This is a genomic window from Pseudomonas sp. SMSB3, from assembly GCF_052041965.1.
Taxonomy (GTDB): domain Bacteria; phylum Pseudomonadota; class Gammaproteobacteria; order Pseudomonadales; family Pseudomonadaceae; genus Aquipseudomonas.
In genome coordinates this window covers 81,125-94,302 of record NZ_JBKGGV010000009.1, presented here as the reverse complement: position 1 = coordinate 94,302, position 13,178 = coordinate 81,125, and the positions used below count along the sequence as shown (strand labels likewise).

The window sequence follows — 13,178 nt, the reverse complement described above, 5'->3', positions numbered from 1 at the left end:
CACCAGATACATGGAGCCGACCCATGAGCTATCACCTGATCATCGGCGACAAACTGTACTCTTCCTGGTCGCTGCGCGGCGCCTTGGCCCTTGAACTGACCGGCGCGCCCTACCAGGAAACCTTGATCACGTTGCGCCAGCCCGATACGCGCCAGCGCATCCTGGCGTTTTCCTCTACCGGCAAGGTGCCTGTGCTGCAGACCGAGCACGGCACGATCGCCGACTCCCTGGCCATCGCCGAATACCTCAACGAACGTCACCCCCAGGCGCAGTTGTGGCCGACTGATGTCGCCGCACGGGCCCAGGCCCGTTCTGCCTGCGCGCAAATGCACAGCGGATTTGCCGCGTTGCGCACTGCCATGCCGTTCGACCTGTCCCGGGACCAGGCGCTGGAGCAGATCCCGCTCGACGTGCAGGTGGACATCGACCGGGTCGTTGCCCTGTGGTCGGAGTGCCGTGTGGTGGCCAAGGAGCCCGGCCCCTTCCTGTTCGGCAAACCAGGTCTGGTCGATGCTTTCTTCGCGCCGGTGGCGGTACGCCTGCGAACCTACCGTGTGCAGGTGCCAGCGGCAGCTGCGAGTTATATCGAGACCATCTACCAGTGGCCGGCCTTCCAGGCCTGGCAGCACGCTGGCCTGGCGGAGCATCAAGGGTGAAACGTATCCATGTAGTCGCCGCCGTGATCCGCGGCACGGACGGGCGCATTTTGATTGCGCGGCGCTCCGACAGTCAGCATCAAGGCGGCCTGTGGGAATTCCCAGGCGGCAAGGTCGAGGCGGGTGAGAGCGTCGAGGCAGCGCTGGCCCGTGAACTGTGTGAAGAGCTCGGCATCGAGATCAGCGCCTCGCGCGCACTGATCAAGGTCAACCATGACTATCCGGACAAGCAGGTGTTGCTGGACGTGCGTGAAGTCCAGGCCTTCAGCGGCGAGCCCCATGGCGCCGAGGGGCAACCGCTGGCCTGGGTGGCGCCGCGCGACCTGGCGCAGTATGCCTTTCCCGAGGCCAACCAGCCCATCGTCGCTGCCGCGCGCCTGCCCGATCAGTACCTGATTACCCCGGATGGCCTGGAAGTGCCGCAACTGCTCAAGGGTATCCAGAAGGCCGTCGCCAGCGGTATTGGCCTGATTCAGCTGCGCGCGCCGGACATGTACGACCCCAAGTACCGCGACGTTGCCGTGGACGCCGTGGGGCTGTGCGCTGGCAAGGCGCAGTTGATGCTCAAGGGCCCGCTGGAGTGGCTGGGCGATTTCCCGTCCGCCGGCTGGCACCTGACCTCGGCACAGCTGCGAAAGTATGCCGCCAAAGGCCGACCGTTTCCCCAGGCGCGCTGGCTGGCGGCCTCATGCCACAGCGCTGAAGAGCTGGCCTTGGCCGAGCAGATGGGCGTGGACTTCGTCACCTTGTCACCGCTGCAGGCGACCCAGACTCACCCCGATGCGACGCCGTTGGGCTGGGAGCAGGCCGAGCAGTTGATTGCCGGTTTCAAGCACCCGGTCTATCTGCTGGGCGGTGTCGGCCCGGCGCAACGCGAGCAAGCTTGGCAGGCCGGCGCCCAGGGCGTTGCGGGTATCCGTGCCTTCTGGCCTGAGGCCTGAGTGATCGGGGCCGCGGTGCGGCCCCGCGTTTTCAGCTGGCGGGCTTGGGCGCAGGTTGCCACAGTACCTCGGCAACCCGCTGTCGCCGGCCAATGATCCGCGCCGCCACGAAAAGCAAATCCGACAGCCGATTGATATAGGCCAACCCCACGCCCTCCAATGGCTCCAGCGCATTCAACTGCTGGCAGCGGCGTTCAGCGCTGCGCGCCAGGCTGCGGCACACATGGGCCTGGGCGATCAGCGCCGAGCCGCTGGGCAGGATGAAGTTTTCCAGTGGCCCCAATTCCTCGTTCCAGGTATCGATGGCCGCCTCCAGGCGCGCCACTTCAGCTTCGCTCAGCGCCCGGTAACTGGGCATCGCCAGCTCGCCGCCGAGGTCGAACAAGCGGTGCTGGCAGGGCGCAAGGACCTCGCTCACCTCGCTCAGGCCGCATTCGGCCAGCCCGGCCAGCAGCAGCCCCAGGTGGCTATTGAGGGTGTCGACCTCACCGATTGCCTCGACGCGGGGGTGGTCCTTGGGCACCCGCCGTCCGTCGCCCAGGCCGGTTTCGCCCCGGTCGCCGGTGCGGGTGTAGATCTTCGACAGGCGATAGCCCATGTCACATCTCCGTTTGGTTGTCTGCCGTGGGGGACGGCTGGCCAAGGGGCAGGCGCAAGGTGAAGCAGGTACCCTGGCCGGGGGTGGAATGCACCTCCATCTGCCCCTTGTGGTTGTTGGTGATGATGAAGTACGAAACCGACAGCCCGAGCCCGGTGCCCTGACCGATTTCCTTGGTGGTGAAGAACGGCTCGAAGGTGCGTTTGCGTACCGTTTCGGGCATGCCCACGCCATTGTCCTCGACCTGAATTTCGGCCCATGGCGGATTGAGTCGAGTACGCAGAACGATGCGCCCCGGCTCGCTCGCCTGTGGCCGTTGGTGGATAGCCTGCGCGGCGTTTTTCAACAGGTTGAGCAAGACCTGTTCAAGCTCGTTGGCCGTGCACGGCACCGGCCCCAGGTTGGGGTCGAATTGGCGCACGATGGCCTGGCCCTTGAAGTCGAAACCGATGCTCAGGTCGAAATCGTTGCTGGCGATCTCCAAGGCCTGGTCGATCAGTGCTGGCAGATCGCAGGGGGCCAGCTGGCGATCGCTGCGGCGACTGAAACTGAGCATGTGGGTGACAATCTTGGCGGCCCGTGCCCCCGCTTGCTGGATGCCGTCGAGCAGTTGCGGCACTTCGCGGTTGTGCAGGTAGCGATTGACGGTGGCCAGGTCGATGCCCAGCTCGCTGGCCTGCTCCTGGTTGCGAGCAAGCTCAGGTGACAGGCGGCGGCGGATGTTCTGCACATTGTGCAGGATGGCGCCCAGTGGGTTGTTGATCTCGTGGGCCATGCCAGCGGCGAGGCCGCCGACCGACAGCATCTTCTCCGATTGCACCATCATTTCTTCGAGTGACAGGCGTTGGGTGATGTCATCGATGCGAATGACCACGCCACGGCCGCCGCCGCCAGTCAGCGGGTAGAAGGTCAGGGCATAGTGGCGCGGCTCGTCGTCCTTGGCCCAGGTGACGCGCTCGATTTTCGCCACACGGTGCTTCTCGACACTCTCCTTGAGCTGGGGCAAGTATGGCTTTAGCGGTGCGAAGGCGAGAAAGATCGGCTGGTTCAGCGCTTCGTCCAGCGGTGTGCCCGAGAGCACCGTAGCCTCGTGGTTCCACTGGGTGACGTAGAGCTGTTCATCCAGGGCGATCAATGCCGAGGGCATGGAGTCGATGATGCTGTTGAGGTAGTTCTGAAAGCCGGTGAGCTTTTTCTCGATCTTGCTGCGCACCTGCACTTCCAGCTCCAGCTTGCGGTTGGTGTGGCGGGTTTCCTCGGCCAGACCCTGGGCTTGATCGTAGGCGCTCTGGAACTCATCGCGGGTGCGCTTGAGTTGCTGCTCGCGGGCTTCGATGCGCGAGAGCATGGTGTTGAACGCTTCGGCCAGGCTGCCGATCTCGTCGTCGTTGCCGGGGGTGGCACGCAGGGCATAGCTCTCTTCGCGGGTGACCTGGCGGGTGAGTTCTTCGAGCTGGTTGATCGGCTGGGTGATCAGGCGCTTGATCTGCCGGGCGATCACCAGCCATAGCAAGATGCTGAACACCAGGATCGCCAGGCTGGCAGTCAAGGTGCCGGTGTAGAACGCACTGGGCAGTTCGCTGCTGGCAACCAGCAGCAGGTGCGCTGGTGGGCTGGCCTGGCGAGCGATACGGATCAGCTGGGTGCTGCGAAACTCCATCAGGCGCCAGGCATCGACGTTACGGTAGCGCTTGGGCAGGGTCAGCGGCTCACCATGCTGCAGTTGCGCCAGCATGCGCCCATCACTGCCATAGATGGCCGCAGCGCGTAGGGGCGCGTAGCTGTCCAAGGCTTCGAGCAGCGCCGTGGCCGCCGGGGTGGAGTCGCCGGCGCGGGCGGACAGTTGCGGGTTGGCCACCAGCCGGCCGATGGTCTGCAAGGCCTGCGGCGCCATGCTTTCCTGGGTGATCCAGTAGGCGGCGCTGATGAAGGCCAGGTTGGCCACCAGCAGAATCGTGCCGAGCAGCACCAGCAGGGCCGCCAGTAGCTTGTGACCGACCGGCAGGTTTTCCAGGCGTTGGCGCAGGGTCATGGGTTGGGCGGTGTCCTTGTGAAAAAGCCGGATCAGGCGCTGGGCAAACCGCGCGCGCGCAGGTTATCGACCAGTTGCCGGTGCAGGTGTTCCAGCGCCGGCAGCACCAGGCCATGGCGCTCGGCCGCGCGGCAGGCGTGGCCGAGCAGGTAGTGCACTTCGGTGCGCCGGCCGGCGCGTACGTCCTGGTACATGGAAGAGTAGTTGGCCGCGGTGGCGAGGATCACCCGCTGCACATCTTCGCCCAGCTCGCTCGCCGCTGCTGGCTGGCCACAACGCTGCAGCAACTGAGTCAGCTCCACGCACAGCGCCTCGACCTGGTCGAGGTGGCCCAGCAGACCACCGTTGTGGCAGTCATGCAGCACCGTCAGCGGGTTGATAGCACAGTTGATCGCCAGCTTGCGCCACAGGCGGGTGAGAATGTCGACCGTCCACTGGGCCGGGATGCCCGCATTGGCCAGGTCCTCGAACCAGTCGGGTAGCGCGGGGTTGGTCGGGTCGCCCAGCCAGTTGAAGCCGTGGCCGGCGAAACGCACCCGCCAGTCCGCCTCGCGAAACGCGCCTTCGGTGCTCGAGGTGGCGATGCAGCGGGCGTGGGGGGCCTGTTCGGCCACTTCCTCCTGGCTACCCAGGCCATTCTGCAACAGGATGATGTGCGCATCCGCAGCCAGGCGTGGCAGCAGACGGGTGATGGCGGGGGCGGCATCATACGCCTTGCAGGCGACCAGCAGTCGATGCACGGGACCTGCGGATTCGGGGGTGTCGGCAGGAATGGCGAACAACGCGGCCTGCTCCTGCTCGATCAGGGTCAGGCCACCGGCGTGCCGGTACGCCCGCAGGCGCTGGTCGTTGCGCAGGATCAGGCGAACCGCTTTGCCGGCGCGTGCCAGACGGCACGCCCAGAGGCTGCCGAGGCTACCGGCGCCGAGAATATGCCAGGTGCTGCTCATCTGCGTTTCGCAACCCGTTATAATGAGCCCGCATTTTAACCCGCCAACACCGACGCGCTCCATGTTCAGCTCGAGCGCGCTCACTCTCATGGAGAATAGCCAATGCCTTCGTTCGACGTGGTATCGGAACTGGACAAGCACGAAGTGCAGAACGCGGTCGACAACGCCATCAAGGACCTCGACCGCCGCTACGACCTCAAAGGCAAAGGTAGCTTCGAGTTCAAGGACAAAGAGCAGACCGTGGTGCTCACGGCCGAAGAAGAGTTCCAGCTCGAGGCGATGCTGGAAATCCTGCGACTGGCGCTGGTCAAGCGCAAGATCGACGTCAAGTGCCTGGAAACCCAGGACCCGTATGCTTCCGGGAAGGAAAAGAAGCAGGAAGCGAAATTCCGCGAGGGCATCGATAAAGACCTGGCCAAGAAGATCGTCGCCACCATCAAGGACGGCAAGCTCAAGGTCCAGGCCGCCATCCAGGGCGAGCAGGTGCGCGTCACCGGCAAGAAGCGCGACGACCTGCAGGAAGCCATTGCCCTGCTGCGCACCAAGGAATTCGACATGCCGCTGCAGTTCAACAACTTCCGCGACTGATCCGCGCCTTTCCAGGAACCGCAGGGCCGCCTGGGCGGTCCATCGGTTCCGGGGCCGCTCGAACCTAGGCGGCCTGCTTTACACAGATTTGCCGCTCGGCATCAGGAGAAGAACATGGACTTTAGCGCTGAGGTCGATCAGCTGGTTCGCCAATCCCATACCTGGATTCCCATGATCATGCAGTACGGTAGCCGTGTGCTGCTGGCGCTGCTGACCCTGGCCATTGGCTGGTGGATCACCAACCTGGTCAGCGATCGTCTTGCCCGCGTGGTCGGTCTGCGCGTGCACGACCCGGCGCTGCAGGGCTTCATTCGCACGCTGACCAACATCATCCTGAAGATCATGCTGGCGATCAGCGTCGCTTCGATGATCGGCATCGAGACCACCTCATTCGTCGCCGCGATCGGTGGTGCGACACTGGCGATCGGCCTGGCGCTGCAGGGCAGCCTGGCCAACTTTGCCGGTGGTGTGCTGATCTTGTTGTTCCGGCCGTTTCGCATCGGCGACTGGATCGAGGCCCAAGGCGTCAGCGGCACCGTCGACAGCATCCAGATCTTCCACACCGTGCTGCGTACCGGTGACAACAAGACCGTGATCCTGCCCAACGGCACCTTGTCCAACGGCATCATCACCAACACCAACCGTCAGCCCACGCGCAAGGTGGTGTTCGATGTGGGTGTGGACTACGAGGCCGACCTGCAAAAAGCCCGCAATGTGCTGCTGGAACTGGCCCAGGATCCACGGGTGTTGCCAGATCCTGCCCCGCAGGCGGTGGTGTCGACCCTTGGCGACAGCTCGATCACGGTGTCGCTGCGCCTGTGGACCAAGACCTCCGACTACTGGGATGTGATCTTCATGCTCAATGAGCAGGCCCGCGATCGCCTGAAAGCCGAAGGTATCGACATTCCGTTCCCGCAGCGGGTCATCCGCGTGGTGCAGGAAACCACCGCCTGAGTATCTACCCTGTTGCAACCAGGGCCGCTTCTGCGGCCCTGGTCGTTTTCGGCCTTACACTTGTTCACAGCAAAACGGCTGCATTTCTGGCATATAGCCTGACCCTTCTTGTCTGCATCGATTCGCCACCATGAAACCACTGCTCTACATCACTCCCCTGCGGGCCTTGCTGTTCGGCTTGACCCTGGCCCTGTTCGAGCTGCTCACCTACCTGGCCAGCGACGCCGTGATGCCGGCCATGCCGGTGGTGGTCGAGCACCTGCAAGCAAGCCCCGAGTTCATTCCCCACGCGCTCAACCTGTACCTGCTGGGCGGTGTCGTGTTGCAGTGGCTGATCGGCCCGCTGGCCGACCGCTATGGCCGGCGCCCGCTGCTGCTGGCTGGCTGCGCTTGCTTTGGCGTCGCTTGCCTGGCGACCTATTGGGTGCAGGACATCGGCGTGTTCAACCTGTTGCGCCTGCTGCAGGGCATCGGCCTGGGCTTCGTGGTGACGGTCAGCTATCCGGCGTTGAACGAGTCGTTCAGCGAAGCCGATGCCGTGCGCATGATGGCGTTGCTGGCCAATATCGCGCTGCTCTCGCCGCTGCTCGGGCCGCTGGTGGGCACGCTGATGCTGCAGTGGCTGGACTGGCGCTGGCTGTTCGTGGCCTTCGCCGTGGGCGCGGTGGTGTGCTGGGGGCTGCTGTATCGCCTGATGCCGGAAACCCTCGGGGTCGAGCGCCGCGATGGCTCGCGGCTTGCGTTCACACCCATCCACCTGCTGCCGTTGCTGGCCGGCTATGGCCAGTTGCTGCGCAACCGCAAGTTCGTCGCAGGAAGTGCCGCCCTGGGCCTGGTGGGCTTGCCGCTGATCGCCTGGATCGGCCTGTCGCCGGTGCTGTTGATCCATGACGAGGGGCTCAGCACCCTGGATTACGCGCTCTGGCAATTGCCGGTATTCGGTGGCCTGATCCTGGGCAACCTGATCATCAACCGTATCGCCGACCGCTACCCGCTGCCGGCCTTGGTGCGGGGTGCCCTGGCGCCGTACCTGGCTGGCTTGGCCCTGATGCTGCTGGCGACCTGGTGGTGGCCGAGCGTGGCCAGCGTCGTCGCAGGCATGTCGCTGTATGCGCTGGGGCTAGGGGTGGCCAACGCGGTGCTCTACCGCATGACCCTGTTCGCCAGCGAGCAAAGCAAAGGCCTGGTATCGGCCATGCTGGGCATGATCACCATCGCCTTGCTCGGCCTGGGCGGCGCGTTGCTGGCGATGATCGGGGCGGGCGCGAGCCTGTTGCACTTCGCCTGGGCGGCAAGCATTGCCGGTGCGCTGGCACTGTGGCCGTTGTGGTACGTGGTCGGCGGGCGTCATGCCGATGCGACGGTTGCAGGCTGATGGCTGCCTGCACAGGCCTGTGCAGGCAGCGATGATCGCTCAGGGCTGATCGGCGGCAGGCGAGTCGGTCGCGGCGGGCTTGCCGCGGCCGGCTTCCTGACGCCACTGCAGGGCGATCAGGATCAGCGTCGGCACGCCAAGCAGGGCGGTGATCAGGAAGAAATCGTGGTAGCCGTATTTCTCCACCATCACCCCCGAATAGCCGCCAATCAGCCGCGGCAGCAGCAGCATGATCGAGCTGAGCAGCGCGTACTGCGTGGCCGAGAACTTCAGGTTGGTCAGGCTCGACAGGTAGGCGACGAACGCCGAGGTAGCCAGGCCCGAACTGAAGTTGTCCAGCGAGATGGTCACCACCAGCATTTCGACGTTAGGCCCCATGTCGGCCAACATCAGGAACAGGATGTTGGTCGCGGCCGAGGCGGCGCCGCCGACGAACAGGATCGGCATGATGCCGAAGCGCACGATCAGCAGGCCGCCGGCACCGGCGCCGACCAGGGTCATGATCAGGCCGAAGATCTTGCTGACGCTGGCGATCTGGTCCTTGGTGAAGCCCATGTCGATGTAGAAGACATTGGCCATCACACCCATGACGGTGTCGGACATCCGGTAGGTGGCGATCAGCCCGAGCAGCAGCAAGGCTTGCCAGCGGTAACGGGCGATGAAGTCGTTGACCGGCACCAGCACCGGCGCAAGGCCACGCCGGCCCAGGCTGGACAGGCAAGCCCAGGTCAGCAGTACGTAGAGGATCAAACGCAGGAAGGCGCGATCTTCGAGCAACAGGTCGAGCGGCGTGGCGTCGCCGGAAATGACCGTCGACCAGCCGGTATTGAACATCTGGGTAAAGCTCGCCGGCACCGAGACCAGCAGGATGATCAGCACGAATACCGACGCCAGCTGATGCATCAGGCCATAGCGCGCAGCCGACAGCTGCGTGCGCAGTGGCACCGGCGGTTCGCGCATCACCAGGGTGGTGAACAGCGCCGGCAGCATCATCACCCCGAACAACACGTACGTGCCGGCCCACGCTTTATGCAGGTAGCTGAAGCCGGTGGAGCCGAACCATTCGGCGAAGAACAGCGCACCGGCAGTGGCGAGCAGCGCAGCGACCCGGTAGCCGGCCATGTAGCTGGCGGCCAGGGCGGCCTGGCGCTGGTCGTCGGCAATCTCCAGACGGTAGGCGTCGACCGCGATATCCTGAGTGGCCGAGGCGAAGGCCACCAGCACCGCCAGGGCGATCAGCCAGGAGAGATGCTGCTGCGGGTCGCACAGGCTCATGCCCAGCAGGCCGATCACCACCAGCGCTTGCGACAGCAACAGCCACGAGCGACGACGCCCCATGCCACCGAGCAGCGGTAGGCGCCACTGGTCCAGCAGGGGCGACCAGACCCACTTGAAGGCGTAGGCCAGGCCGATCAGGCTGGCATAGCCAATGGTTTCCCGCGCCACGCCCGCTTCGCGCAGCCACACGGACAAGGTCGAAAACACCAGCATGTAGGGCAGGCCGGCAGCAAAGCCCAACAGCAGAAGCACCAAGGTTGACGGGCTGGCATAGGCAGCGAGCGCAGCGCGCCAGGTTTTACGGGGCATGGGCCAACATCTGCCTCAAATTTACGAAAACAAAGCGCGCACTCTAACCGCTGTGCTCCACTGGGCGCCAGCCATGACGCGTGATATCCACACGATTATGGGTTACTTGCACGCCCTCCGCGCGCAGCCTGGCGCGCTGTTCGTCGCCACTGGGCGTACCCGCTGCCAGGCTCAGGCGGCCACTGGCGCCCAGCACACGATGCCAGGGCAGACGACTCCCATCTGGCAGTTGCGCAAGGGTACGGCCCACCCAGCGCGCCGCGCGACCAAGGCCGGCCAGTTCGGCCAATTGGCCGTAGCTGACCACCTTGCCTGACGGCACCTGCCCGAGCACCGAATACAGCGCCGTTCGTCGGGCGTCAGGCGTGTCCTGGTACAGCCCATCTTCCCCGTGCACCCGATCAGCCCTGGCCTTGGATGAAAGCGGACCAATGGTTCGAATAAATGCGAGTGGAACTCATTGCAGACTCCTGTGTCTGTGCTTGCTCATGTCGTGGGTTGCCGGATAATGCCGGCTTTTTCGTCAATTCGAATCCATTAGCGCTTATGCATTCTAGATCCTTGCTGTGCCTGTTGACTGCTTCTCTGTGCGCTGCCCCAGCGTTCGCCGATACCGTGTGGATGAAGAACGGCGATCGCCTCAGTGGCAAGATTCGCGTGTTCGACGGCGGCAAGCTGCTGCTCGAAACGCCTTATGGCGGTTCGGTGTCGCTGGATTGGAAACAGGTCAAGACCCTGGAAAGCGACCAACAGCTGTTGGTCAAGCAGGATGCCTACAGCGGCGAGAAGGCCAAATCGCTCAAGGCTGCCGAGCCCGGCAAGGTGACTCTGGCCAACGGCGATGCGCCCAAGACTGTCGAGCTGGCCAGCATCGAGCAGATCATGAAGCCCAAACCTGTGGTCGAGGATCTGGTATGGAAGGGCAATGTCGATGTGGCGCTGGACTACAAGCGTGCCGAGAACGACACCGACGACTATGACGTCGGGTTCAAGACCACGGCGCGTCATGGCCGCTGGCGGCACAATGCCGAAGGCGAATACAACCGCGAAACCAAGGACGATGTCACCACCACCGACAACTGGAGCGCCGAGTACGCGCTTGACCGCTTCCTGACCGAGCAGTGGTTCTGGCAGGGTCGCCTGGAGTACAAGCGCGACCACGTCGAGGACCTGGCGCGCCAGCGCACGGTGGGTACCGGCCCGGGCTATCAGTTCTGGGATAACGAGTTGGGCGCATTCTCGCTCGGTACGCTGCTCAACCGCACCGACTTCGAATACCAGGACGGTGCCAAGGACAACTTCTATTCGGCCGCGCTGAAGTGGGACTACACCCGCTACTTGATCGGCAAGAAGGTTCAGCTGTTCACCAACGGTGAGTTCGCCAAGCCGCTGGGTAACGTCGCCGACTATTCGCTGGATGCCGAGATCGGTCTGCGCTACAAGGTCACCGATTGGGCCTCGCTCAACCTCAAGGCGGAAAAAGACATCATCACCGGCACCCGCGAAAGCGATCTGGACAAGACCCGCTACACCGCAGGCTTCGGCGTCAGCTGGTAAGGCGCGCAAGCCGCTTCGGCGGCTTGCTTCAAGCTGCAAGCTGCAAAAAAAAGCAGTCCCCCATCCGCCCGCGAGCGCGCTTTTTCTTGTAGCTTGCAGCGTATAGCGTGCAACGTAGAGAAGACGTGATGAGCAAACAGGCCATTCGACCCGCGCGGCAATTGCTGCTCAAGGAATACCGCGGCGTGCTGTCGACCCATTCCAAGTCCATGCCGGGGTTTCCCTTCGGTTCGGTGGTGCCGTATTGCCTGGATGCTGCCGGTAACCCACTGATGCTGATCAGCCGCATCGCCCAACACACCCACAACCTGCTCAAAGACCCCAAGTGCTCGTTGCTGGTCGGCGAGCGTGAGGCCGAAGACGTGCAGGCCGTGGGTCGCCTGACCGTGATGGCCGAAGCGCACCCGTTGGTAGAAGAGGCCTCGATCGAGGCGGCAGCGGAGCGTTACTACCGGTATTTCCCCGATGCGGCCAACTACCACAAAGCCCATGATTTCGATTTCTGGGTGCTGCAGCCGGTACGTCACCGCTACATCGGCGGCTTCGGCGCCATTCACTGGCTCGACCAGGTGACCTTGGCCAACCCTTTCGCCGGCCAGGCGGAGGCCAGCATGGTCGAACACATGAACACCGACCACGCCAGCGCCATTGCCCACTATGTCGCGCTGAGCGGTCTGCCGACCGGCGCGCCGGCACAGCTGGCCGGCATCGACAGCGAAGGCATGCACCTGAGGATTGGCCAGGGCATTCACTGGTTGCCGTTCCCGAGCACTTGCAATACGCCGACACAAGTGCGCGAAGCCTTGGTATTGCTGGCCCGCGCTGCTCATTGGCCGAATCCGATCGACGTCGAGGCTTGAAAAGCCGAGCGCATGCATCCATCTGATGGTCTTACTGGAAGGTTTCTTCCGACGAGGAATGCTTTGATGCGTGCTTTTCTATTGCTGTTACTGCTGTTTCCGGTGCTGGAGTTGTTCGTTTTCGTCAAGGTCAGCGCCGCCATCGGATTCTTTCCGGCGCTGCTGCTGATCATCGCCGGTTCCGCCCTGGGCGTGCTGGTCATGCGCGTGGCCGGCCTGGCGACGGCGCTGCGCGCGCGGGAAAGCCTGCAGCGCGGTGAGCTGCCGGCCGAGGAGATGTTCCAGGGCCTGATGCTGGCCGTCGGCGGCGGCCTGCTGCTGCTGCCCGGCTTCATCAGCGACGTGCTGGGCGTGCTGTGCCTGTTGCCGTTCAGCCGTCGCCTGGCAGTGCGCAAGCTGCGTGAGCGCGCCGAGGCCCAGGCCATGCGCCAGCGCGCGTTCCAGGACGACCCGCTGCAGCCGCAACCGCGCGACAGCGCCCATCGGCCGAATGTGATCGAAGGCGAATACGAACGCCGTGACCAATAGACCGATTCGTCCAACCTTGGGGGCCGCAGATGCGGCCCCTGTGTTTTTCGGCCTGCGGAAAAATTTTGCATGGCAAACCTTGTAATTGCCCACAGCGGCCTCATGTATGTGGTCACCGCAAGGTTTCTGGTGGCAACACCAGTCATTACACAGGTGGCTTGCCTGCGGCGAGCTACCCCCGGCAACGCCGGACCGCATCAACCCGCCGGTGTCGACACCGGCCGATGAAAACCACAAATTGGGAGAGATCGACAATGAAGCTTCGTCCTCTGCATGACCGCGTAGTCATCCGTCGCAGCGAAGAAGAATCGAAAACCGCTGGCGGTATCGTCCTGCCGGGTTCGGCCGCTGAAAAACCAAACCGCGGCGAAGTCGTCGCCGTTGGCACCGGCCGTGTCCTGGACAACGGCGAAGTACGTGCGCTGGCCGTCAAAGTCGGTGACAAAGTGGTTTTCGGCCCTTACTCGGGCAGCAACACCGTGAAAGTCGATGGCGAAGACCTGCTGGTCATGGCCGAGAATGAAATCCTCGCCGTCATCGAAGGCTGATTTC

Annotated in this window: 14 protein-coding genes; 9 read left to right on the top strand and 5 right to left on the bottom strand. The window is 63.8% G+C overall.

The window, feature by feature from the left end; genetic code table 11:
* Positions 1-23 precede the first annotated feature (23 nt).
* Both ACLEJW_RS15895 and ACLEJW_RS15890 read left to right on the top strand, forming a co-directional pair.
* Entirely contained in the window at positions 24-656 is a 633-nt protein-coding gene (locus tag ACLEJW_RS15895; RefSeq protein ID WP_313300751.1) for a glutathione S-transferase family protein, read from the top strand.
* Positions 653-1,597, top strand: coding sequence for a Nudix family hydrolase (locus tag ACLEJW_RS15890; RefSeq protein ID WP_440777879.1), 945 nt, complete (start codon positions 653-655; stop codon positions 1,595-1,597). Before ACLEJW_RS15895 ends, ACLEJW_RS15890 begins: the two co-directional genes overlap by 4 nt.
* Before the next feature lie 31 nt (positions 1,598-1,628).
* Here the strand turns inward: ACLEJW_RS15890 and ACLEJW_RS15885 are convergent, their stop codons facing one another.
* From ACLEJW_RS15885 to ACLEJW_RS15875, 3 genes are read right to left on the bottom strand one after another with little or no spacing between them, the layout of a single operon-like run.
* Positions 1,629-2,195 carry a cob(I)yrinic acid a,c-diamide adenosyltransferase gene (locus ACLEJW_RS15885; protein ID WP_145188272.1) on the bottom strand — a complete coding sequence of 189 codons (567 nt, stop codon included), beginning with the start codon at positions 2,193-2,195 and terminating at the stop codon, positions 1,629-1,631.
* A 1-nt stretch (position 2,196) separates the two neighbouring features.
* Positions 2,197-4,227: a sensor histidine kinase gene (locus ACLEJW_RS15880; RefSeq protein WP_440777878.1), complete on the bottom strand. Its 2,031-nt coding sequence runs from the start codon at positions 4,225-4,227 to the stop codon at positions 2,197-2,199.
* Between the two features lie 32 nt (positions 4,228-4,259).
* Positions 4,260-5,177 (bottom strand): putative 2-dehydropantoate 2-reductase, encoded by a 918-nt coding sequence (locus ACLEJW_RS15875; RefSeq protein WP_440777877.1) that lies wholly within the window; start codon positions 5,175-5,177, stop codon positions 4,260-4,262.
* Positions 5,178-5,279: 102 nt separating this feature from the next.
* Here ACLEJW_RS15875 and ACLEJW_RS15870 point away from each other — a divergent pair, with 102 nt between their 5' ends.
* The 3 genes from ACLEJW_RS15870 to ACLEJW_RS15860 all read left to right on the top strand — a co-directional run bounded on the left by ACLEJW_RS15870 (position 5,280) and on the right by ACLEJW_RS15860 (position 8,094).
* Entirely contained in the window at positions 5,280-5,765 is a 486-nt protein-coding gene (locus tag ACLEJW_RS15870) for a YajQ family cyclic di-GMP-binding protein (RefSeq protein WP_145188264.1), read from the top strand.
* Between the two features lie 114 nt (positions 5,766-5,879).
* Positions 5,880-6,719 carry a mechanosensitive ion channel family protein gene (locus ACLEJW_RS15865; RefSeq protein WP_145188261.1) on the top strand — a complete coding sequence of 280 codons (840 nt, stop codon included), beginning with the start codon at positions 5,880-5,882 and terminating at the stop codon, positions 6,717-6,719.
* Between the two features lie 130 nt (positions 6,720-6,849).
* Positions 6,850-8,094 carry an MFS transporter gene (locus ACLEJW_RS15860; protein ID WP_145188259.1) on the top strand — a complete coding sequence of 415 codons (1,245 nt, stop codon included), beginning with the start codon at positions 6,850-6,852 and terminating at the stop codon, positions 8,092-8,094.
* A 39-nt stretch (positions 8,095-8,133) separates the two neighbouring features.
* Here ACLEJW_RS15860 and ACLEJW_RS15855 read toward each other — a convergent pair whose 3' ends face one another.
* Both ACLEJW_RS15855 and ACLEJW_RS15850 read right to left on the bottom strand, forming a co-directional pair.
* Positions 8,134-9,681, bottom strand: coding sequence for an AmpG family muropeptide MFS transporter (locus ACLEJW_RS15855; RefSeq protein ID WP_313295036.1), 1,548 nt, complete (start codon positions 9,679-9,681; stop codon positions 8,134-8,136).
* A 43-nt stretch (positions 9,682-9,724) separates the two neighbouring features.
* Positions 9,725-10,078 (bottom strand): MGMT family protein, encoded by a 354-nt coding sequence (locus ACLEJW_RS15850; protein WP_313645653.1) that lies wholly within the window; start codon positions 10,076-10,078, stop codon positions 9,725-9,727.
* A 149-nt stretch (positions 10,079-10,227) separates the two neighbouring features.
* Between ACLEJW_RS15850 and ACLEJW_RS15845 the strand changes: the two genes are divergently transcribed.
* The 4 genes from ACLEJW_RS15845 to ACLEJW_RS15830 all read left to right on the top strand — a co-directional run bounded on the left by ACLEJW_RS15845 (position 10,228) and on the right by ACLEJW_RS15830 (position 13,174).
* Positions 10,228-11,238 (top strand): DUF481 domain-containing protein, encoded by a 1,011-nt coding sequence (locus ACLEJW_RS15845; protein ID WP_145188250.1) that lies wholly within the window; start codon positions 10,228-10,230, stop codon positions 11,236-11,238.
* Between the two features lie 128 nt (positions 11,239-11,366).
* The gene (locus ACLEJW_RS15840; RefSeq protein ID WP_145188247.1) at positions 11,367-12,098 is read left to right on the top strand and encodes a HugZ family pyridoxamine 5'-phosphate oxidase; all 732 of its coding nucleotides are present in this window, start codon (positions 11,367-11,369) and stop codon (positions 12,096-12,098) included.
* A 66-nt stretch (positions 12,099-12,164) separates the two neighbouring features.
* Positions 12,165-12,626: an FxsA family protein gene (locus ACLEJW_RS15835; RefSeq protein WP_145188244.1), complete on the top strand. Its 462-nt coding sequence runs from the start codon at positions 12,165-12,167 to the stop codon at positions 12,624-12,626.
* A gap of 254 nt (positions 12,627-12,880) precedes the next feature.
* Positions 12,881-13,174: a co-chaperone GroES gene (locus ACLEJW_RS15830; protein WP_029614823.1), complete on the top strand. Its 294-nt coding sequence runs from the start codon at positions 12,881-12,883 to the stop codon at positions 13,172-13,174.
* Positions 13,175-13,178 lie beyond the last annotated feature (4 nt).